This is a genomic window from Runella sp. R0.1_18 (assembly GCF_057652155.1).
The window spans coordinates 287,457-309,098 of the sequence record NZ_JBYFCK010000002.1 but is presented as its reverse complement, the minus strand read 5'-3'; the positions used below and the strand labels follow the sequence as shown (position 1 = coordinate 309,098).

Here is a 21,642-nt window from a genome sequence, read left to right as displayed (position 1 = left end):
CAATTAACGCCAAACACGCTACTCAGCTTTAGAGCGTGCCAATACCCAAAATGCCCCGTAGGTGGACAACATCACGAAGGAAAATGCGAGCGTGAGTTGTAGTGCTACAGGATTGTGTAGTAGGTTATTCCCAATATACCGAACCAGCGATAAAGGGTGAGTAGCCACGTGCCAGCTATTCCAACGACCAAATCTCCCCAAGTAGATTCCATAACTTGCAACTACCAAACTCCCCCCAATCAGCAACCAACTTGTGATTTGGCTGTAATAATCCTCCAAAATTGCATGGATTTTTAGGACAGAATAAAAGCCCGTTAGTAGTCCTGCCAATGCAAACGAAAAACTCATCAAAGCATCGTACCAAATCAAATGATCGGGGGAAGCCCGCAGGTGAATCAGGTCGGTGATGAGGTAAGGGGCGTTGGGAAAAAACAACAACCATGCCGCTACTCCCACCAACACGCCCCGTTGGTGAATAAAACGGTGCTGAGCTAAGTCTTCTACAATACAAGCAATTCCGAACGGAACCCAAGCTAGAAAAAGATTCCACGTAAGGAAAATTCCTCCAAAATTTTCGGTAAACGTAACGCGGCCACAAAGCAAAATGATGCTTATGAGCGACACCGCAGCGAGTAGATAGTTTTTGTTTTTCATGAATATATTAAAAGTACTTTGAAATACAAAGTAACTTAAAAATGCCTATTTATGTCAATAGGTAAGCTGATTTTTATTTTTCTAAGAATTATGACTTAGGCCTTTTTTTAAAGAAAAACCCAACTCAATCTTTGTCGTGATGTAGGCGAAGTAGTAAAAATGGTTATTCAAAAAATACTAAAATGGAGTTGTCGAAAAATAACCTTTGGGTTATGTGCCAAAAACAAGTGTAAACTACTTTGGGGAGTTTTTTCCCCATCAAAAAAAGCGTTAAAGGTAGGGTTTTGGTGGGTACAATTGGCGTTTTGGTATGTATGCAGAGCAACTTTAATCTAATTTTTATCCTAACAATTTTTTAATTTATTACATTTGCCACTAGTAGTATTTCTTAATCTAAACTAAAAAATCAAGTATGAAACACAGGTTTACACTGCTGGCCGCAGTGGCTATGCTATTTTGTGGCCTAACGTTGTTTGCCCAAGACCGCACAATTACGGGCAAAGTAACGGCCGATGACGGTTCGGTTCTTCCAGGAGTAAGCGTAACGGTACGCGGAACAACCCGCGGAGCTACTACCGATGGCGACGGGAACTACAAAGTATCTGTTCCTAAGGGCGCTCAATTAGTATTCAGTTTTATTGGTTTTGCTAACCAAGAAGTAAGTGTTGGTAATCAGAATGTGATTGACATTAAACTTATTCCTGATGTTTCGCAGCTTCAGGAAGTAGTGGTGACTGCTTTGGGTATTTCTCGCGATAAACGAGCAATTAACACTTCGGTGCAAGAAATCAAAGCCGATAAACTTACCGCCGCTCGCGATGCAAACGTAGCCAACGCTCTTGCTGGTAAAATTGCAGGGGTACAAGTACTCGGACAATCGGGCGCTAAATTTGGAACGCCTGATATTCGTGTGCGTGGGGTTAACACACTGACTGGTGGTAGTCCGCTTTATATGGTCGATGGCACACCAACCGATATCAATGCTGTCAACATGGACGATGTTGAAAATCTTTCAGTATTGAAAGGGCCAGCAGCAACTGCCTTGTATGGAAACCGCGCGGCAGGTGGGGTAATTTTGATTACCACAAAACGTGCTAAATCTGGTGAAGCTCGTTTAGACATCAATCATAGCACGACGCTTGATATGGTTGGTCTTCTTCCTAAGTATCAGAACGAATACGGTGGTGGTTATTCGCAAGATTGGGAGATTTTTAAGTTCAATCCTGCTATTCACCCAGCATCATGGTCGTCGTTTGATGGACACAAGATGTTAGATTATTCTGCTGACGAAAGTTGGGGGCCAAAAATTGATGGTTCTCCTCACCGTTCGGCATGGTCGTGGCAGCCTGGTCCTGAATTTGGCCAACTTACTCCTTTTGTAGCTAATCCTAACAACGTTCGTGATTTCTTTGAAAAACCAGTTAGTCATAACTCTAACATTTCTTTTTCAAAAGGAGGAGATAATTACCAAACGCGTATCTCTTATACGCACATCATCAACAATGGTATTGTTCCTAACAGTAGCCAAACGCGTGATTTTGTAAGCGCTAAGAATTCCCTTACTGTTTTTAAAGGACTAACTGCTGATTTGAATGTTAATTATTCGGCGACTAGAGGGGTGAATATTCCTGCTGACAACTACGGTTCAAGTGGTGGTAGCAACTCAACAGGGTTGGGAGGAGCTATTTTGAACGGATTTAACCAGACAATCGGTTCTTTTAACCAATGGTTTCAGCGTCAGTTGAGCATTGAAGATTTGAAAAACTATAAGAATGCCGATGGAACGTACCGTAGTTGGAATATCGGTGGGCCATTAGATGCGAAGCCTAAATATTGGGATAGCCCATACACTCAAGTGTACGACAACACCAATAGCCGTCGGGATACGCGTATTTTTGGTGATTTTGGTCTTAACTACAAATTTACCGATTATTTAAAATTAGCTTTGGTAGCGCGTCGCGATCAGCGTCAATACTTCCAAGAAGGGCGTATTGCAGCTGGTACTTTGAATGAAGGTGGTAAAGGAGGGTACTCAAACTTAGTGCTTAACTCTCGCGAAAATAACTATGAGGCTCTTTTAAGTTTTAATAAAAACTACGGAAAGCTTTCGGTGGTTGCCAACGCAGGTGGTAACATTCGTTATAACCTCTCTGAATATTTCATCCAAGCTACTGTAGGAGGACTTACTACGCCTGGTTTTTATAACATCGCGGCGTCTAAAGATCGACCAAGTGTTTCTAATACAAAGGGAGAACGTCGTGTCAACAGTTTATACGGAAACGTAAGCTTAGGATACAATAACATGTTCTTTTTAGAAGGGTCTTTGCGTAATGACTGGTCATCTACGTTACCGAAAGGCAATAACTCTTATTTGTACCCTTCGCTTTCTGGAAGCATTGTTTTCTCAGATTTGTTGCCTAATAGTGGTTTCTTATCATATGGTAAAATCCGTGGAGGTTATGCACAAGTGGGTACAGATATTGGCCCTTACAACACGATGTTGACGTACGGTACTGGTAACCCTTTTGGCTCTAATCCTACAATGTACCTACCTACTACGCTACCTAACGAAAACTTGAAACCAGGCTTATCGTCTTCGTACGAAGGAGGTATTGACTTGAAATTCTTCCGTAATCGCATCGGTTTAGAATTTACTGTTTATCAAAACAATAACAAGGACCAGATTATTCCTTTGGCGGTTGCTCCTACAAGTGGTTATAGCAATGCGATTATCAACGCAGGTTTGATTCGCACCAAAGGTTTGGAAATTCATATCAACGCTGTTCCAGTAAAAGGAAATAAATTCCAATGGGAAACTGATTTGAACTTTGACCGTAGCACTTCAAAAGTAATAGAGTTGGCGCCTGGCTTGACAAATTACCAGCTAGGGTCGTCATGGAGAGGGCTTACTATCAATGCCCGTGAAGGTGAAGAATGGGGATTGTTCTCAGGAAGTAAAATACGTCGTAACGAAGCAGGTCAACCAATTTTGGATGCAAAAGGTCTTTATCAGTTCGATTTGAATCAACCGCTAGGTTCTGTGTTGCCGAAATTTAAGGGTGGTTTCTTAAATAACTTTACTTATGGCAACTGGAACATGAGAGTAAACACCGACTTTATCGTGGGCGGAAAATTCTTCTCAGTTACCAAAATGTTTAATGCTTATGCAGGTTTAGCTGCTGAAACGGCTGGACTGAATGAGTTGGGGAAACCAAAACGTGACGCTGCCGCTGATGGAGGTGGTATTTTGATTGATGGTGTAGGCCCTGATGGAAAAACACCGAATACGGTTCGGGCAGAGACGCAGACATTGTACGAAGATCGTTTGTTTGCATTACATGATTACTGGATTTTTGATCAGACATTTGTAAAGCTGCGTGAAGTTTCAATTGGCTATAGCATCCCTAAAGCGATGTTGGGCAAGGCGATTAAGTCTGCCAATATATCGTTGATTGCACGAAATCCATTATTGATTTACAGTGCTGTGGGTGGTGGTATCGACATTTCAGAAGCGGAGAGCTACTGGACAGAAGGTGGTCAGTTGCCTCCTGTACGTTCATTTGGTATCAATCTCCGTTTAGGTTTGTAATGCCAAGGGAGTAGTTTGAACTTCAGTACAATTTTCAAAAAGAATCATTTTATGAAAAATACAATTTTAAAATCAATTCTTGGGGCAGGATTATTATTTTCTGTGACTTCATGTAGTGATTTTGGCGACATGAATGTTAGCCCAAACAGCCCTGCAAATCCCAATACCGCCAGTTTATTGACGGGTGTTTTACGAAATGTGGGAGGGGCTACCACAAGTATCATCCCTGCGTTGTACGCTCAGCAGTTTGGTGATGTTACTTATATTGAGGAATCTCGTTATAAAACAGTACAGGTAGATTATAATGGGTTTTACACTGGGCCACTGAGTAATTTACAATACATCATCAAGTTAAATACTGATGAAGCCACTAAGAGTACCGCTGCTGCCAATGGTTCGAATCCCAATCAGATTGCAACTGCGCGTATCTTGAAAGCCTATTTTTTGCAGTACATCACTGATCGTTGGGGAGATATTCCTTATTCTGAGGCATTGAAGGGGGTGAATAATTTTAGCCCTGCTTTTGATACCCAGCAAGCTATTTACAATGACTTATTTAAGGAGTTGAAAGAAGCCCAATCGCAATTTGATGCTGGCAAAACGGTAGTAGGGGATATTCTCCTAAGTGGAAATGTGGCTAAATGGAAAAAATTTGCCAACTCTTTGCGCCTAATTGCAGCACTTCGCTTGTCAAAAATAGATCCTGCTAAAGGAAAGGCAGAGTTCGTAGCGGCTTTGACTGATGGGGTCATCACTTCTAATGCAGATAATGTGAAATACGCCTATTTGTCGGAAGCAAACAACGAACATCCATTATACAACAACTACATTACAACCAACCGTAAAGATTATGCGGTGAGTAGTACTTTTGTTAATGCGTTGGTAAAGTTGAAAGACCCTCGCTTGCCAGCAATGGCCGAGAAAAACATCAATGGAGAGTATCGTGGCGTCCCTTATGGCGTATTTCCTGTCAGTTGGAAAGCCCAAGATGTATCATTGGCGGCACCTTCAATTCGTCAACAAAACTCTTCTGTTAACGTAATTACTTACGCACAAGTGTTGTTAGCACAAGCAGAAGCCGCCGCGTTAGGATGGACGACTGGTAACGCGAAAGATTTGTACGAAGCGGCAATTAAGGCATCTTTAGAGCAGTGGGGTGTTTATAATGAAGCCGATTATAAAGCATACATTGCGCAGGCAGATGTAGCTTATACGCCAGCGAAGGCTATCGAGCAAATTAGTGTACAACGTTGGATTACATTGTTTTATCAAGGAAGTGAAGCATGGGCCGAATGGCGTCGTACTGGATTCCCAGTGTTAACACCAGCTGCTAATCCATTAAATGGAGGAAAAGATATACCTCGTAGAATGGCTTACCCAGCAACTGAGTCAACCCTTAATAAAACCAACTACAATGCAGTGGTAGCAAGACAAGGTAAAGACGATCAGTACACGCGTGTATGGTGGGATAAATAACCATTGACCGAGTACCAATAAAAAGCAACGAGAGCTGCCTAAAAAGTTTTTTGCCTGATACAAAGGTGAGGAACTTTTAGGCAGCTTCTTTTATTTAAGAGCATAATATAGATCTCAATGAACACTTCGCCCAAATCCTCTTTATTCGACTACTTACACCTGCATTTTTTGGTCATCATTTGGGGCTTTACGGCCATTTTGGGAAAATTAATCAACGCCGATTTGTCGCGGGTTAGCCTGACGTTCTTTCGGACGCTTTTGGCGGCGATAGGTTTGGCTTTGGTGCTAACCTTGCGCAAAGAATGGAAAAAAGTGCCTGCCCAAGACCGCAACAGAATGCTAGGTGTAGGCGTGATCATGGGCGTTCATTGGTTGACTTTTTTTGCCTCTGCGCATGTTTCGAGTGCTTCGGTATGTTTGGCGGGAATGTCCACCACATCGCTGTTTACTGCGTTGTTAGAGCCACTGTTTAGTCGCAAACAAGTGCGCCCGCTGGAGATTTTAATGAGCCTGTTGGTGATGGTGGGGCTTTACCTGATTTTTCGTTTTGAGTTTGACCAGTCGTGGGGGCTAGGCTTGGCGCTGATTTCGTCCTTGCTAGCCGCGTTGTTTACCATTGCCAATAGCCGTTTTGTCAAAACCCACCCTGCTTTGGTCATTACTTTTTACGAAATGGGCGGTGCTACCATGGGGATGTTACTAGGTCTGGTAGGTGTAGGTATGGTAAGTGGCCTTACGCAAGCAGAAGTAATTCCGAAAGCGACTGATTGGCTCTGGCTAGGGATTTTGGCCAGTGTGTGTACTGTTTATGCGTATTCGGCAGGAGTCCATTTGCTGAAAAAAATGTCTCCTTTTACCCTCAATCTTACCATCAACCTAGAGCCCGTGTATGGCATGGCATTGGCGTATGTTATCTTAAACGAGCGCATGACTGCGGGGTTTTACGCAGGAACGGGGGTTATTCTTTTAACAGTGATTTTGTACCCGATACTCAACAGCCGTTTTTCAAAAGGATAAGGGCTGGGTTCGTTATCGCTTAAAAATCTTTGGCCAAATCTTGCTCCATCCTTCACGGTCGCCAGGAAGGGGGGCATTGCGCTTGAGGTATTTGCCTTGGGCGTCCAGAATAACAGCATAAGGAGCTTGCGTTATTTCCCATTCGGCTTCTAAAAAATCGTTTTGAGTGCGGGTTAGGTTGCCATGAAGTCCCCTAGTTTTACTCTTCACTACATTTTCGAGCCACACGGTAGCTCCTTCTTTGTAGTCGGCCAAATAAACAAAATTAAGCTGCCCTTTTGGTAAAGATGCTTCTAACTGACGGGCTTCGGCGAGGGCGCGCATTCCGTATTCGTCGTGGGTCCAAAAAATCAAATAAGTGGGTCTTCCCCGTACTTTTCTTTTGATTTCTTCCCAAAAATCACGTCCGCTCATGTAAATTTTTTGATACAACGTAATGCCATTTCCCAATTCTGCTTCATAATTCCCTTGGGTTTGCAAACCTACAATGTCGTTTGCTTCTCGGATGATGGTGCTATCGCTGCACTCGATGTGGTGTAATTCGTCCAACGATTTTTGGTAGTAGGCCGATGTCAAAGTAGGCCGAATGTGTCGGTACCAGACCTTTTTGTTAAAAATAGATGCCGTGTAAAGGTGCCTGACATAAAACGTAGCGTTGAGATAATCGGCTCCCATGTTCCCGAAATAGAAGCTATATTTTCGATTTTCAAGCTCAAAAGTATTGATGGTTTCGAGGGTGTCCCGTTTTTTGTTGAAAAGGGTATTCAGCATCGTCAAGTCTCGCGTTTTGGCCGAGCCACCCATGGCAATTTCTTGTAATTTAGCTTTTTCTTCGGGAGTAATGTCGGGAACAAACGCCAAAATCATTGAGGCTACTTTCGTAACAGGCAGTGTCGAGACAGAAAGCTCTGGGGTCATCAGTTGCGCATGAGCACTGAATTGTTGAAAAAAATCTGCACGCGCAAAAGTAAGCAAACTCGATTGGTCTAAATCAGCAACGGTTGCAACTGGTTTTCCTTGGGTCGTTGCTCGGTTTGTTCGTTGCTCGGCATTGGTTGAGGAAATAATCCAGAGTGAATTTGGTACCCGCTGTTCGGTTTCTTTTAAAAAAGAATAGAGCTGCGCTTTGGCGGCGTTTTCAATCGAAGAAACTACCCACTCCTCCAATAAAGGAGGAGCTTTGGTAAACGCTGGGAGCGCGCGAAAAAACGCAATTTGTCGGTTACTTTCGGCATCTAAGTGTTGCCAATATTTGCCTGTATCAGTCGTGCTGGTGGTTGCTGCGGGATTGGCGGCCAACCACTTTTTGCGTTGAACATAAAACTGAGCGTGTAAATTATTCACCTCGGCATTGACTCCTCCAAAGCGGAGCGGAATATCACTTTTGGCCAAAGAGTCGGCGTAAATCGTCACTTCGACGCGGCCTTTACTTCCCAAGAAGGGCATCACGACGTTGTTATAAGTCAAATAACACTCTTCTTTGGGAAAAATAAGGGGCATTTTGAGTTCAAAACTACCGTTGGGTTGCAACGGTGCCACCTGAATTATTTCACGGTTAGGTTGCAAAATATTTACCCTTGCCACCACTACTTCCGAGGCTTGTCGATAAAGACGAGCCGTGAGGTTTTCGATTTTTCCCCGCACCACCAAGGTGTCAGTTTGAGCATAACTGTTTTGGATGGACAAAAATAGCCCTAGGGTTAAGAAAAAATACCAACAGAATTTCATAGTAGTAACGAACGAAAATTTTATGGCTATACAAAATAGTTTACTCAAAAACGCGGTCGAGTCTGCTCAAATATACTTCTTAAAATGTCTTGTTCTATTTCTCCAAAAGGAACATTTCGCCTGCTAACAGTTTCGTAGGCCACTTGAATGGCCTTTTCGAGGCGGTATTCGGTGGTGCCTTCGGCAGCGCCTCCCCATGAAAAGGAAGGAATGTGTTTTGACTGAAACCCCGCCCCAAAAACGTTGGCATTGACCCCTACTACAGTCCCCGTGTTGAACATGGTGCTGATACCTGCTTTGGTGTAATCGCCCATAAACAAGCCGCAAAACAAGCGCCCCGTGTCTTCGAGGGTATGCGTGGCGTAGCTGTACAGTTTTACGTTGGTATAATCGTTTTTGAGGTTGGAGTTGTTGCAATTCGCTCCCAAGTTACACCATTCACCAAGAACTGAGTTTCCCAAAAAACCATCGTGGCCTTTGTTGCTGTAACTAAAAAGAACAGAGTTGCTAATTTCTCCTCCAACTTTACAGTGCGGCCCAATGGTCGTGTTCATACGCATTTTTCCGCCCCAATTTACGGTGGCACCTTCTCCCAATGAAAATGGGCCTATGACCACGCTGCCTTCGCAGATGGTGGCGTTTTTCCCAATGTAAATGGGGCCGTTTTCAGCGTTCAAAATCGCCGCACGTACTTTGGCACCCTCTTCGATAAAGATGTGCTCGGGAGCGTAGCAATGTGTGTGGGGATCGGTTAAGGGTTGGGAAACGCGATTGGCCGTAAGCGCGGCGAAATCAGCCTTGATTTGCGCCCCGTTTTCCACAAAAATGTCCCAAATATGTTGAATCACCGTGATGGGTTCAGGGAAAGACACCACCTTAAGTTCCTGTTGAGGCGCTACTACTTCAAACGGCGACCGATAGCCAATGGTCATTCCATTGGTACTGACCAACACTTGTCCTTCTTGCAGCTGTTCGATGGCCTTGGCAATAATAGCTGTGGCACAAACAGCTCCGTTGAGGAAGGTATTGTCTTCGGTAGTAATCAGGGGAAATTTATACTGAAGGTATGGTTCGGTAAGGAAAGAAGGGTTTGTACCTAGATAATGCACCCATTTTTCGGTCAAGGTCATGGTTCCACAACGTACTTCGGAAACAGGACGGGTGAAGGTAAACGGGAGCAAATGAGGGCGGATGGCCGCGTCGTCGTACAGAATAAAATTGGTCATAAATCAATAAAATCTATTAGAGTTTGTAAGCCTTTGGTAGCCACAAAGATAAGTTTTGCGCAAAATTTATTAGGTTTGCCAATACAAACATTTTTAACCTACCAAACTGCTCAATCTTTTAGAACCATGCCTAAATTAACCAAACAAATTGTTGATAACGAAACCCAATATAGCCTTGACTTGCCCGTAAAAGTACTCCAATTTGGTACGGGTGTGTTGCTCAGAGGGTTGTGTGATTATTTGATTGATCAAGCCAATAGACAACACGTTTTCAACGGACGTATTGTGGTGGTGAAATCTACCGCAGGTCTATCCGACGATTTTGCTGAGCAAGATGGTTTATATACGGTATGTGTGCGTGGGGTGGATGGCAACGGAGAAACCATTGATGAGGCTGTGACGGTGGGGGCGATTAGCCGCGTTGTATCGGCACAAGACAATTGGCGTAGCATTCTGCAAGTGGCTCGTAATCCGCACCTCGAAGTAATTATCTCGAACACGACCGAAGTGGGAATTCAGTACGTGGAAGAAAATATTTTTCAAAATCCACCTCAATCGTTTCCCGCCAAATTGACGGCGTTTTTGTACGAACGTTTCCGCACGTATGGTGGAAAAAGAGACAAAGGCGTAGTTGTAATTCCGACGGAGTTGATTACGGACAACGGTCTAAAATTGCGTGAATGTGTCGAAAAACTTTCGGCTTATAATGAGCTTGGTAAATTGTTTAATAAATGGTTGAAATACCACGTTAAGTTTTGTAATTCATTGGTGGATAGGATTGTGCCTGGTAAGCCAGATGCTGCAACCCAAGCCCAACTGGAGGCAAAACTAGGCTATGAAGATAGCCTTTTGACCGTTGCCGAGCCATACTATTTGTGGGCCATTGAGGGCGACGACCGTGTGAAAAAGGTATTGTCGTTTGAGCAATTATTTGACAATGTGATTGTTGATGAAGATATTTCCTATTACCGCGAGCGTAAGCTCCGTATCCTTAACGGCAGCCATAGCGCGTCGGCACCGTTGGGGTATTTGAGCGGGTTTGATATTACGTATCAGTGTATGCAAGACCCTGCCATGTCGAAGTATTACGAAAGCGTTATTTATGACGAGGTGGTGCCAACCTTGCCTTTTGAAGACCAGCTTGACGAATTGAAAGTCTTTGCTGGAGATATTTTGAACCGTTATCGTAACCCGTTTATTCAACAAAAACTGATTGGAATTACGCTTCAGCAAACCTCGAAAATGAACGCTCGCAACGTGGCGACTATTCAGCGCTACTATAAGCAATTTGGTACAGTCTCCAAGCGTTTTGCGTTAGGTTTTGCGGCGTATTTGCTTTTTATGAAAGCGGTTAAAAGCGAGAATAACCAGTATTTTGGACAGCGTGGGGAGAGCTTCTACCTCATCAATGACGACCAAGCTTCCTATTTCGCTGAACAATGGCAAGGCGTGACGGTGGAGACGGTAGGAACGCTAGTAAATGAGGTTTTGAGCAATACCAAAATTTGGGACACTAACTTGACCAAATTGGCAGGTTTTGCCGAAACTGTCACCGAGCTGTTGACCGAAATGATGACCAAAGGAGTCAAAGCAACGCTCGAAAAAGCGATTTTGTGATAATTTAGTTATAAAGATTACTTGCGACGGCATCGCCTCAAGCGATGCCGTCGCTTTATCTCATTAATTTTAAGCCAGTATGTTTAAAAACAAATTTGTCATCGGATTGATTGTAGCGGTTCTTGTGGGGGTCATTGGCTACACATTTTTGGGAGAAGAAACAACCGTGTCGGAAGCGGATTACGCGGCAGAAATGGCGCAAGAGCGCAAAGACAAAGACAAGTTTTTTCGCGATTCGGAGGAATCTCCTTTTCGGAAAACGGGTGATTTTAAAGGCATTAATTATTTCGCCCCGAGCTCTATTTATAAAGTAGTCGCAACGGTGGTACCCTACCACGCTACTGATAAAAAAGTCAATGTGCCAATGACCGACGGCACAACGGTAGCATACGAAAAATACGGCTTTGCGGAATTTACGTTGCCAGGAGAGAGCGCCGCTGCCGACCTTAACGTCTATCGGTTGCTGATTTATAAACACGAATCAGGGTTGTCGATTTTGTTTCGTGATGCCACTGCTCCCAAAGAAACTTACGGCGGTGGACGTTACCTAGATTTTAAAATCGATGAAGTAAAAGATGGTAAGTTGACGATTGATTTTAACAAAGCCTATAACCCTTACTGCGCGTATAATCACGAATATTCGTGCCCCATTCCCCCCAAAGAAAATACCCTACCTGTGCGGGTAGAAGCGGGCGAAAAAATCTACCACCAAGAATAAGGGAAAGAGACAGTTTTTTTCCTATATTCGTTGGTAAACTAATCTACGCGACACCCCATGAAATGGTCATTTGTTATTCAGCAAAAAGTAAAAGCATCGTTGCTACTAGGCGGAATTATGGTTGTGATTTTGCTGAGTGCCCTTGTGTCGCGTATGAGTTTGGATAACATCGACCACTCGCTGTCGTCTATTTACCAAGATAGATTGGTACCCACCGTCGATATTGTGTATTTGAGCGAGCATTTATACTCAAAGCGCTTGTTGTTGGAACAAGGGCTAGAAAAAAATGCGGCTACTTCGTGGCAAGAACTAGGGAAACAACTCTCGGCTCATACCCATAAGATTGATTCTTTATTGGTAGAGTTTCAGAAAACAAAGTTGGTGGAAGAGGAAGTGAAAGCGCTAAATGCGTTGAAGACTCACGCCCAAGCTTACGCGACGTTAGAGCAAAAAATTGTACGATTAGCTGCTCACTCGGCCTCCCAAGAGGGAAAAGAATTGTTTCAGTCGGAAGGGAGCCAATTGTTTCAGCAGTCGATTCATCGGTTGAGTGAACTGACCAAAATTCAGTCGGTAGTCGGGCAAAAACTTATCAAAGATTCGCACACAGAAACGTATTACTGCAATCTGCTTTCAAATCTTCAAATCATCATTACCATCATCATTGGTACCATTGTCGTGTCGTTGGTCGTAAACTCTAAGATCATTCGCCAAGATTCCCAGCCTTTCCATTTGAATTAGGGAAAAACTTTTTGAAAAAACAGCGCTTTGTGTGCAACTTGAGCTTGAGGTTTTGCATCTATTTAACAAAACACAAACTCATACAACCATGAAAGCCATTGTATTTACATTATCGTTCGTTTTAGTCGCTTTTGTCGCATTTTCTCAAAAGGATAACGAAACCCCTTATTTCACCAAAACATTTAGCGCTTCAGCTATCAAAGCCCTTCAAGTACGTACCTCGGGCGGGAGCATTCGCGTAGCAGGTAGTACCAACGAACCTAAAGTCGAAATGTACGTACGCTCCAACAACTGGAACGGAAGTTCGGAATTGAGCAAAGAAGAAATTGACGAACGTCTGAAAGAATACGAAGTACGCGTAGCGATGGAAGGAGAAACGCTCGTTTGCCGCGTGAAACGCAAAAACGAAGACGAAAAATGGGATTGGAAGCGTTCATTGAGTATTTCATTTAAAATTATTGTTCCCGAAAAAACCACTACCGATTTGGTTACGAGCGGGGGAAGTATCCGTTTGGCGAATTTGTCGGGAATGCAAAGCTTCTCTACCAGTGGTGGTAGCCTGCATTTGGATGATTTGGCTGGTAATGTCAAAGGCCGCACGTCGGGCGGAAGTATTCACTTAGCTAAATGCCGTGAGCAAATTGACTTGAGTACGAGTGGAGGTAGCATCCATGCCGAAGAATGCAAAGGTGACATCAAACTCGTAACCTCAGGAGGAAGTATCGAGCTCAATCAAGTTGATGGTGTTTTGAGAGCCAGTACGAGTGGTGGAAGCATCAGAGGAGGCGGAATCAAAGGTGAATTGACGGCGTCAACTTCGGGAGGTTCGATTCGCTTGAATGACGTAGCGGCGTCGCTACGCGCTTCGACAAGTGCAGGAAGCATTCACGCTGACATCGTATCGGTGGGACAATTTTTAGATTTGTCAACTTCAGCAGGTGGTATTCACGTTCAGATGCCGCTCAATAAAGGCATGGAGCTTGATTTACGTGCCAATCGCGTCAACGTTGGTACGCTTAAAAACTTCAATGGTACTGTAGAAAAAGACCGCGTCAAAGGGTCACTCAATGGCGGAGGCGCGTTGGTATCGATGCGAGCGAGTGCAGGCTCTATTTCAGTGAATGACTAACAGGTTAGACGATTTTTCGGTCAGACGACAGTCAGACCGTATCATAGGATTAAAGAGTTCACTCAGTCTGACTAACGTCTGACTGGGATAAGGTCAGACGACAGTCAGACCGAAAAATCGCATCTGCTTGAGGAGTTTTGTACGGTCTGACTACCGTCTGACCGTGGTAAGTCCGCCAGTTTTGGCGGACTTTATTTTTAGGTGCTGAGTTTCACGATGAAATAGCTAATTTTGGCGTCGAATTACCAAAACACAATTTGATCATCCGCATTCTATGAAAGGAATTATTTTAGCAGGCGGCTCAGGCACTCGCTTACACCCGCTCACGTTGGCCGTTAGTAAGCAGTTAATGCCTGTGTACGACAAGCCAATGATATACTATCCGCTGTCGATTTTAATGTTGGCGGGCATTCGTGAAATCTTGATTATTTCGACTCCTCACGACTTACCTCACTTCCAAAAATTGCTTGGCGATGGTAGCCGTATCGGTTGTGAGTTCAGCTATGCCGAGCAGCCTAGCCCTGATGGACTCGCACAGGCGTTTATCATTGGTGCCGATTTTATTGGAGACGATAAAGTGGCGTTGGTATTGGGCGATAATATTTTCTACGGAAGCGGTTTGAGTAAATTGTTACAAGCCAACAACGACCCTGACGGAGGCGTGGTGTATGCGTATCAAGTACATGACCCTGAGCGCTATGGGGTAGTAGAATTTGACAAAGACTTTAACGTGCTTTCGATTGAAGAAAAACCCGAAAATCCAAAATCGAATTACGCGGTGCCAGGGTTGTATTTTTATGATAACGAAGTCGTAGAAATTGCTAAAAACATCCAACCAAGCCCGCGCGGAGAACTCGAAATTACGGACATCAATCGCGTGTATTTGGAGCGAGGAAAGCTCAAAGTAGGGGTGTTGAACCGTGGAACAGCTTGGTTAGATACAGGGACGTTTGCGTCGTTGATGCAAGCAGGACAATTTGTTCAGGTAATTGAAGAACGCCAAGGGCTCAAAATCGGTTGTATTGAAGAAGTGGCTTACCGCATGGGCTTTATTACGGCCGAAGAGCTTCGCTCTATTGCGCAGCCATTACTCAAAAGCGGTTATGGTCAGTATTTGCTAGGAATCTTAAAATAATATGTTCACAGGAATTGTAGAAACAACGGCCGAAATCGTCGAAATTGTTGCCGAAGGAACGAATCTTACGTTTCGGCTTAGTGCAAACTTAGCGACAGAACTCAAAGTAGATCAGAGTGTTAGTCACAATGGGGTCTGCCTGACGGTGACCAGCATCGAAGGAAACACCTATACGGTCACGGCCGTGGATGAGACGTTGAAAAAGACGAATTTAGGGCAGTGGAAAGTGGGCACTAAAGTCAACGTGGAACGCTGTATGCCTGCCAATGGTCGTTTTGATGGGCACATTGTGCAAGGGCACGTTGACCAAACGGGCGTTTGTACCCACATCGCCGAAGTGGGCGGAAGCTGGTTGTTTGATTTTACCTATGATGCTGCTGTGGGAAATATTACCGTCGAAAAAGGGTCAATTTGTGTCAATGGAGTGAGTTTGACGGTATTCAATTCACACGACGATGGTTTCCGCGTTACCATCATTCCTTACACTTACGAACATACCAACTTTCATCAATTGAAGGTGGGCGACATTGTCAACCTAGAGTTTGATATTTTGGGGAAATACATGCAGAAGATTTTGGCGAAATCAATGGTGTCTATTGCAGTTAAATAAACCTTGAAAAATCTTGATTCACCCCCGAATTTGTTACGAAATATTTGTTCGCTCTTTTTGTGATTCTAACGGAGATGGTATTGGCGATTTAAACGGTATTCGCTCAAAACTACCTTACCTTCAAGAGCTTGGTGTGGAGGCCCTATGGTTAACTCCCATTCAACCCTCGCCAAGTTATCATAAATACGATGTCGTTGATTATTACAGCATCGAACCCGAATACGGAACGCTCGATGATTTTAAACATCTCCTCTCCGAAGCGCACGCTCGCGGCATCAAAATCATCCTAGATTTGGTGATTAACCATACGAGTGTGCGTCATCCTTGGTTTGTAGAATCGGCCAAGGGGAAAAGTAATCCCTACAGAAATTACTACAATTGGAAAAGCCCCGAGGAAATCGAGGCATTGGGTATTGCGACGCGTGAAGCCACCCCTGATACGTGGGAGCGAAAGCCTTGGCACGATGCCGTTGGAAATACCGAAAAATACTACGGACTGTTTTGGAAGGGAATGCCCGACCTCAATTGTGACCACCCACCCGTGCGTCAAGCGATTTATGAAATTGGTCGGTATTGGCTTGAAATGGGGGTGGATGGCTTTCGATTGGATGCCGCGCGGCATATTTACCCCGAATGGGAAGAGTATAAAAACTACGATTTTTGGGTTGAGTTTCGCACGGAAATGCAGAAAGTAAATCCGCAAGTCTATTTAGTGGGCGAAGTGTGGAACGCTGCCGATAAAATTGCGCCTTATTTCCGTGGACTTACCGCTAATTTTAACTTTGACTTGAGCCTTGCGCTTCAAAAAATCACGGCCGAGGAGCGAGATACAGTGCATTTGATTAACACATTGGCCAAAAATCGTCAAGTGTTTGCCCAAACCAATCCCCGTTTTATTGACGCAACGATGCTAACCAACCACGATCAAACGCGCATTGGAAGTGTACTGCACGGAAAACGTACTCATTTGAAAGTGGCGGCTAACTTGCTCTTTACGCTGCCAGGCCAGCCTTACGTGTATTATGGCGAAGAACTGGGAATGTTGGGACAGAAGCCCGATGAGTTTATTCGTGAACCATTTTTGTGGGGGTATCGTCAGCAAGACCGCGAGCGAGCGCGTTGGATGAAACCTAAGTACAATAAAAGCGTTACGGTAACTCCGCTGGCGGGGCAACAAAACGACTCCGATTCGTTATACCATCATTACAAACGCCTGATTCATTTTCGTAAATCCAATGCCGTTATTGGTAATTTTTATGGCCAAATCGAACCTTTGCCCAACCGTAACCCGCGTTTAGTGGTCTTTAAACGCCGCCTTGCCGAGCAGGAAGTATGGGTGCTTCATAACCTTTCGAGTACGACAGTGACGTACACCGCACCTTTTATGCCAACGGAGGTACTGCTAAGCACCGAGCCCGCTTCTCGATTTGAAAAAGTAGATGTATTTTCGTTGGCACCGTTTAGTTGTGTGGTGCTGGGGGAATAATTTAATTTCAATTATTTTTGAAAGTACAATAATTTGTTTTACTTTTGGCTATGGAATTACAAGAAGCAAAAGACCGCTTTGTTCAGGCGTGGGGTACGCTGGCTACCCAATGGGGGATTAATCGTACCATGGCACAAATTCATGCGTTGTTGATGATTTCTGCCAATGCTCTTACGACCGAAGACCTAATGGCTCAGCTTCAGATTTCGCGTGGGAATGTGAGTATGAACTTGAGAGATTTGATGGACTGGGGTTTAGTTTTTAAAGAATTACGCCCTGGTGAGCGAAAAGAGTACTTTTTTGCCGAAAAAGATGCTTGGAAAGTAGCAAAACAAGTAGCCAAAGAACGAAGAAGAAGAGAAATAGAGCCTGTTATTAAGTTACTTGAAGAGCTTCGGGGTGTCCCAGTTCGGGCAGGTGATGCCGATTCAGAAACATTCCATGCGACCATCGAAAGCATTAGCCGAGTGGTAAACTTAGCCGATGGGGCGCTAGATGCTGCCATGAAAGCAGAAGAAAGCCTGATTTTAGGAACACTCATCAAATTACTACGATAACATTCAAAGCGTAAATGAGCACTCATGTGCTTATTTTTTGAGTTTTAAATTTCAATAATTTCTGAAATATCTAAATATACAAAAAGATGAATCGCGTCATGAATCTTCCGCCCCAGGCCCCTGACATTCGTTCGGCCTTTCGTCAAAAATGGTTTTGGTTATGGGCTTTATTGCCCATCGGAGCCTATTACGTAAGTTGGCTGTTAATGATGATGCCTTTCCCGTTGTTTTTGGTCGTTGGACAATGGGTAGCAATAGAGAGCTTTCAAAAAAAACAAAGGCCAATGACCTTATGGCTGATGAATTTGGTGACTTTGTTGGTAACAGGCCTGCTTATTGTATTGATGGTAGATAAGGTGTGGACAAACAACTACGATGACAACCTCACTTTTTTCCTTTTCGGAACATACTACCTATTCCAATGCTTCAATGAATGGATTTTCTTCAAGTTGTTTTCTTCTTGGCGCTTTGGCTATTGGTCGGCTGCTAACCTCACTGCAGCGGCGGTCTGGATATTGGTTTTAGTGGGCAGTAAATTCATTTTACCTTTTGGTATCAAGCAAGAATACGTGCTTTGGTTTGTCATCCCCATGCTCGGAATCATCTCCAATGCCATCACAGGCTTAGGAATACACCTCGCCACTCAAACCCGTTATGGCTTATGAAAAAGATCGTGATTGCGGGAGGAACTGGGTACTTAGGACGAGTGCTTACCGATTATTTTGTTTCAGAAGGGTATCAATGCGTTATATTAACTCGCAAGATTCATCCAAATTTTCCTCAAATCTCCCAAATCAAATGGGTAGAGTGGGATGGGAAATCGTTGGGAGCATGGAGTAGGGAATTGGAAGGAGCAGAAGCTGTAATAAACTTAAGCGGGCGAAGTGTCAATTGTCGCTACAATGACCGCAATAAATTAGCCATTTTTACTTCCCGTCAATGGTCAACGTTCGTTTTGGGAAAAGCCCTACAGGAGTGCCAACATCCACCTAAAGTATGGCTTAATTCTTCTTCTGCTACCATTTATCGACACGCCGAAGACCGTCCAATGAATGAAGAAAATGGAGAATTGGGAGCGGGTTGCTCGGTTGAAGTGTGCCAACTTTGGGAACATACTTGTAATGCGTTCAAGTTACCTAACACAAGAATCGTTCTTTTACGTACAGCTTTGGTTTTAGGGAACAAAGGTGGCGTATTTCCTGAATTGGTAGGACTAACGAGGTGGGGACTAGGAGGAAAAATGGGAGGAGGGAAGCAAATGGTTAGTTGGCTTCATGAAAAAGATTTTGTTCAGGCAGTCCACTGGCTTGTAAAAAACAATGGTGCGGAAGGAGTGTATAATTTGGTGGCCCCTACTGCAATTTCTAACGTAGAGATGATGGCAGCTCTAAGACGGACATTAAAAATGCCAATTGGGTTACCAAGCACCAATTGGATGTTGGACATAGGTACATGGTTGAAACAAACAGAAGCCGAACTCGTTTTGAAAAGTCGCTGGGTAGAACCATCTCGTTTAATGAATGAGGGTTTCAACTTTGAGTTTGAAACTTTTGAAGGTACTTGCCGCCACTTGTTGGCAAACAAAAACTAAAAAAAAATAAATCATAACAGCAGCCGTTTTATCATTATAACGGCTATGAAATGAGAACCCTTTATTTCTTTGTGCTTATGTATTCAATAAGCAAAAGTGCCCCTGCTCAATATCCCCATACCAACTACTGGCAGGCGGAAATGAGTTATGCTGCACCCTTATTTTCTAAGACTCAAGCCATTCGTTATGGCAAAAATCGGGTCGATGCGTGGACGCCACGGGCGCAAGTCAATGCCAACCTCGGCGGTCATTTTGAGTCAATGGAAGGGCATTTTGTAGAAGTTTTTCTTCATGCACGATGCTTAGAAAACGACTTTGAAGATTCTGCCATACTTGTGGGCACGCGCATAGGAACGGGCAAAAAAAGGTGGCGTTTCTACTTTGAACTAGATTATGGAGGGCAAAATGGCAATTTTTCTGCGTATGAGACGAATGACGAATCCGCAGGCTTTATGTACGGCTTAGGGACTCGCTACCGACTCTCGACGCGGGTGTCCCTGCAAGCTTCTTATCTAAGAAATCGTTTTATGCAATTTGAAGAAGTAGCTATTCCTTTCAATCGCCCCGTTGGTTCTTTTTCCTCATTGGGCCTTTATTGGAACTTGAGTGTAAAGCCCGATAAGCGGTCTAAACCCACCAAAGTCAAAAAGTTGACGCCCCGTCGGCAAAATCGCTGCTTGTACACTCCAGCTGTTTAGAGATAGTTTACAGGGTAATAAAACCTAAATCTGTCATCAATTTTGGTGCTTCCGATTCAGTTGCCGAACTTTGTGGCTCAAATTATAGTATTACGTAAGGGCATAATAAGTTGAATATCTGTATTATTTACCGATGTCACCTAAAGTCGGAGACTTTAAGCCGTATCCGCCCCGACATAATGTCGGGACGAGCCTTAGCTTGCCCCAAACTGTTATTTGGGGCATACATAGCCTCGCGTCTCTGACGCAAAGCATGAAACTACACAGTTAAAATCAAACAATCCATAGTTGGATGTAATAAAAGAGGCTTTACCCAAAGCGGGAGAGCCGTACAAATAATCAATGAAAACCAAAGGAACCAAACGAAACAAAGTCAATATCGTGACACTGGGTTGCAGTAAAAACTTGGTGGATAGCGAAAATATTTTTACTCAACTTAAAGGAAACGGCTACAACGTTACGCACGAGTCGCAAAAAGACGATGCAAACATCGTGATTGTGAATACGTGTGGGTTTATCGACAATGCTAAACAAGAGTCGGTGGACACGATTCTGCGCTATGCCGATGCCAAAGAAGCAGGGTTGGTTGATAAAGTATATGTAACAGGTTGCTTATCACATCGTTATAAAGACGAATTGGCCGTTGAAATTCCAACCGTAGATGCGTGGTTTGGTACGAATGAGTTGCCTCGTTTGCTCAAAACGCTCAAAGCCGATTACAAACAAGAGCTTGTAGGAGAGCGTTTATTGACGACACCTGCGCACTATGCCTACCTCAAAATCGCAGAAGGCTGCGACCGTCCTTGTAGTTTTTGCGCGATTCCGTTGATGCGAGGCGGACACGTTTCTCGTTCAATAGACGAGTTGGTGACCGAGGCAAAATCATTGGCGCGTCGTGGGACTAAAGAGTTGATTTTGATTGCCCAAGATTTGACCTACTACGGGCTAGATATTTACAAAAAACGCAATTTATCGGAGCTACTCAACCACCTTGCGGACGTAGAAGGCATCGACTGGATTCGTTTGCAGTATGCGTACCCGTCGGGTTTTCCGTTGGACGTGCTAGATGTTATGCAAGAGCGTTCCAATATTTGTAAGTATTTGGACATGCCGCTCCAAAGCGGTAGTACCGAAATGCTCAAAATCATGCGCCGTGGGATTACGCGTGAAAAAACTGAAGATTTGATTAAGACCATTCGCGATAAAGTGCCAGGTATTGCGCTCCGTACCACCTTGATTGCGGGTCACCCTGGAGAAACTGAAGAAATGTTTGAAGAAACCCTTGAGTTTGTTGAGCGTACTCGTTTCGATCGCTTGGGTGTTTTTGCTTACTCGCACGAAGATCAAACGCACTCGTTTACGATGCCAGATGATGTGCCTGCGGAAATAAAACAACAACGTACCGACGACATCATGGCCGTGCAGCAAGATATTTCGTGGTCGCTGAACCAAGCTAAAATTGGCAATACGTACAAAGTGTTGTTTGACCGCAAAGAAGGCGGGTATTTTATTGGCCGTACCGAATTTGACTCGCCTGAAGTGGATAATGAGGTATTGATTTCGGCTGAACAGTACGTTCGAGTTGGAGACTTTGCCAATGTACAAATCGACAATGCGGAAGAGTTTGATTTGTACGGGAAATTGGTATAGCGCAGATAGTGTTAACACAT

General features: G+C 44.0%; 18 protein-coding genes. 15 read left to right on the top strand and 3 right to left on the bottom strand.

Going from position 1 to position 21,642, the window contains the following annotated elements; genetic code table 11:
• Positions 1-18: 18 nt before the first annotated feature.
• Positions 19-654, bottom strand: a complete 636-nt coding sequence (locus AC23P2_RS04125) for a DUF1361 domain-containing protein (RefSeq protein WP_487772023.1) — start codon at positions 652-654, stop codon at positions 19-21.
• A gap of 412 nt (positions 655-1,066) precedes the next feature.
• Between AC23P2_RS04125 and AC23P2_RS04120 the strand changes: the two genes are divergently transcribed.
• From AC23P2_RS04120 to AC23P2_RS04110, 3 genes are all read left to right on the top strand, one after another.
• Entirely contained in the window at positions 1,067-4,243 is a 3,177-nt protein-coding gene (locus tag AC23P2_RS04120) for a SusC/RagA family TonB-linked outer membrane protein (protein ID WP_487772022.1), read from the top strand.
• 51 nt (positions 4,244-4,294) lie between these two features.
• The gene (locus AC23P2_RS04115) at positions 4,295-5,719 is read left to right on the top strand and encodes a SusD/RagB family nutrient-binding outer membrane lipoprotein (protein ID WP_487772021.1); all 1,425 of its coding nucleotides are present in this window, start codon (positions 4,295-4,297) and stop codon (positions 5,717-5,719) included.
• A gap of 117 nt (positions 5,720-5,836) precedes the next feature.
• Positions 5,837-6,736 (top strand): DMT family transporter, encoded by a 900-nt coding sequence (locus tag AC23P2_RS04110; RefSeq protein WP_487772020.1) that lies wholly within the window; start codon positions 5,837-5,839, stop codon positions 6,734-6,736.
• A 12-nt stretch (positions 6,737-6,748) separates the two neighbouring features.
• Here the strand turns inward: AC23P2_RS04110 and AC23P2_RS04105 are convergent, their stop codons facing one another.
• Together AC23P2_RS04105 and AC23P2_RS04100 are read right to left on the bottom strand one after the other, a co-directional pair.
• Positions 6,749-8,464, bottom strand: a complete 1,716-nt coding sequence (locus AC23P2_RS04105; RefSeq protein ID WP_487772019.1) for a hypothetical protein — start codon at positions 8,462-8,464, stop codon at positions 6,749-6,751.
• 44 nt (positions 8,465-8,508) lie between these two features.
• A complete protein-coding gene (locus AC23P2_RS04100) occupies positions 8,509-9,690 on the bottom strand; it encodes a GlmU family protein (RefSeq protein ID WP_487772018.1) in 1,182 nt (393 codons plus the stop codon).
• Between the two features lie 126 nt (positions 9,691-9,816).
• Here AC23P2_RS04100 and AC23P2_RS04095 point away from each other — a divergent pair, with 126 nt between their 5' ends.
• From AC23P2_RS04095 to rimO, 12 genes are all read left to right on the top strand, one after another.
• The gene (locus tag AC23P2_RS04095) at positions 9,817-11,307 is read left to right on the top strand and encodes a tagaturonate reductase (RefSeq protein ID WP_487772017.1); all 1,491 of its coding nucleotides are present in this window, start codon (positions 9,817-9,819) and stop codon (positions 11,305-11,307) included.
• Positions 11,308-11,386: 79 nt separating this feature from the next.
• Positions 11,387-12,025, top strand: coding sequence for a DUF1684 domain-containing protein (locus tag AC23P2_RS04090; protein ID WP_487772016.1), 639 nt, complete (start codon positions 11,387-11,389; stop codon positions 12,023-12,025).
• A gap of 57 nt (positions 12,026-12,082) precedes the next feature.
• Positions 12,083-12,766, top strand: a complete 684-nt coding sequence (locus AC23P2_RS04085) for an MCP four helix bundle domain-containing protein (protein WP_487772015.1) — start codon at positions 12,083-12,085, stop codon at positions 12,764-12,766.
• 88 nt (positions 12,767-12,854) lie between these two features.
• A complete protein-coding gene (locus AC23P2_RS04080; protein WP_487772014.1) occupies positions 12,855-13,895 on the top strand; it encodes a DUF4097 family beta strand repeat-containing protein in 1,041 nt (346 codons plus the stop codon).
• A gap of 274 nt (positions 13,896-14,169) precedes the next feature.
• Positions 14,170-15,030, top strand: coding sequence for a glucose-1-phosphate thymidylyltransferase RfbA (gene rfbA, locus AC23P2_RS04075; protein ID WP_487772013.1), 861 nt, complete (start codon positions 14,170-14,172; stop codon positions 15,028-15,030).
• 1 nt (position 15,031) lies between these two features.
• Positions 15,032-15,640 (top strand): riboflavin synthase, encoded by a 609-nt coding sequence (locus AC23P2_RS04070; protein ID WP_487772012.1) that lies wholly within the window; start codon positions 15,032-15,034, stop codon positions 15,638-15,640.
• 13 nt (positions 15,641-15,653) lie between these two features.
• Positions 15,654-17,126, top strand: coding sequence for an alpha-amylase family glycosyl hydrolase (locus AC23P2_RS04065; RefSeq protein ID WP_487772011.1), 1,473 nt, complete (start codon positions 15,654-15,656; stop codon positions 17,124-17,126).
• 50 nt (positions 17,127-17,176) lie between these two features.
• Positions 17,177-17,683, top strand: coding sequence for a GbsR/MarR family transcriptional regulator (locus AC23P2_RS04060; protein ID WP_028664360.1), 507 nt, complete (start codon positions 17,177-17,179; stop codon positions 17,681-17,683).
• Between the two features lie 86 nt (positions 17,684-17,769).
• Positions 17,770-18,348, top strand: coding sequence for a hypothetical protein (locus AC23P2_RS04055; protein ID WP_487772010.1), 579 nt, complete (start codon positions 17,770-17,772; stop codon positions 18,346-18,348).
• Positions 18,345-19,274 carry a TIGR01777 family oxidoreductase gene (locus AC23P2_RS04050; RefSeq protein WP_487772009.1) on the top strand — a complete coding sequence of 310 codons (930 nt, stop codon included), beginning with the start codon at positions 18,345-18,347 and terminating at the stop codon, positions 19,272-19,274. Before AC23P2_RS04055 ends, AC23P2_RS04050 begins: the two co-directional genes overlap by 4 nt.
• 50 nt (positions 19,275-19,324) lie before the next feature.
• Positions 19,325-19,972, top strand: coding sequence for a hypothetical protein (locus AC23P2_RS04045; RefSeq protein ID WP_487772008.1), 648 nt, complete (start codon positions 19,325-19,327; stop codon positions 19,970-19,972).
• Positions 19,973-20,314: 342 nt separating this feature from the next.
• Entirely contained in the window at positions 20,315-21,622 is a 1,308-nt protein-coding gene (gene rimO, locus AC23P2_RS04040) for a 30S ribosomal protein S12 methylthiotransferase RimO (protein WP_487772007.1), read from the top strand.
• Positions 21,623-21,642 lie beyond the last annotated feature (20 nt).

What these genes read in the sequence shown, in the direction of transcription:
- AC23P2_RS04125 (WP_487772023.1), bottom strand. Translation starts at nt 654, where the DNA reads ATGAAAAACAAAAACTATCTACTCGCTGCGGTGTCGCTCATAAGCATC.
- AC23P2_RS04120 (WP_487772022.1), top strand. Translation starts at nt 1,067, where the DNA reads ATGAAACACAGGTTTACACTGCTGGCCGCAGTGGCTATGCTATTTTGT.
- AC23P2_RS04115 (WP_487772021.1), top strand. Translation starts at nt 4,295, where the DNA reads ATGAAAAATACAATTTTAAAATCAATTCTTGGGGCAGGATTATTATTT.
- AC23P2_RS04110 (WP_487772020.1), top strand. Translation starts at nt 5,837, where the DNA reads ATGAACACTTCGCCCAAATCCTCTTTATTCGACTACTTACACCTGCAT.
- AC23P2_RS04105 (WP_487772019.1), bottom strand. Translation starts at nt 8,464, where the DNA reads ATGAAATTCTGTTGGTATTTTTTCTTAACCCTAGGGCTATTTTTGTCC.
- AC23P2_RS04100 (WP_487772018.1), bottom strand. Translation starts at nt 9,690, where the DNA reads ATGACCAATTTTATTCTGTACGACGACGCGGCCATCCGCCCTCATTTG.
- AC23P2_RS04095 (WP_487772017.1), top strand. Translation starts at nt 9,817, where the DNA reads ATGCCTAAATTAACCAAACAAATTGTTGATAACGAAACCCAATATAGC.
- AC23P2_RS04090 (WP_487772016.1), top strand. Translation starts at nt 11,387, where the DNA reads ATGTTTAAAAACAAATTTGTCATCGGATTGATTGTAGCGGTTCTTGTG.
- AC23P2_RS04085 (WP_487772015.1), top strand. Translation starts at nt 12,083, where the DNA reads ATGAAATGGTCATTTGTTATTCAGCAAAAAGTAAAAGCATCGTTGCTA.
- AC23P2_RS04080 (WP_487772014.1), top strand. Translation starts at nt 12,855, where the DNA reads ATGAAAGCCATTGTATTTACATTATCGTTCGTTTTAGTCGCTTTTGTC.
- rfbA (WP_487772013.1), top strand. Translation starts at nt 14,170, where the DNA reads ATGAAAGGAATTATTTTAGCAGGCGGCTCAGGCACTCGCTTACACCCG.
- AC23P2_RS04070 (WP_487772012.1), top strand. Translation starts at nt 15,032, where the DNA reads ATGTTCACAGGAATTGTAGAAACAACGGCCGAAATCGTCGAAATTGTT.
- AC23P2_RS04060 (WP_028664360.1), top strand. Translation starts at nt 17,177, where the DNA reads ATGGAATTACAAGAAGCAAAAGACCGCTTTGTTCAGGCGTGGGGTACG.
- AC23P2_RS04055 (WP_487772010.1), top strand. Translation starts at nt 17,770, where the DNA reads ATGAATCGCGTCATGAATCTTCCGCCCCAGGCCCCTGACATTCGTTCG.
- AC23P2_RS04050 (WP_487772009.1), top strand. Translation starts at nt 18,345, where the DNA reads ATGAAAAAGATCGTGATTGCGGGAGGAACTGGGTACTTAGGACGAGTG.
- AC23P2_RS04045 (WP_487772008.1), top strand. Translation starts at nt 19,325, where the DNA reads ATGAGAACCCTTTATTTCTTTGTGCTTATGTATTCAATAAGCAAAAGT.
- rimO (WP_487772007.1), top strand. Translation starts at nt 20,315, where the DNA reads ATGAAAACCAAAGGAACCAAACGAAACAAAGTCAATATCGTGACACTG.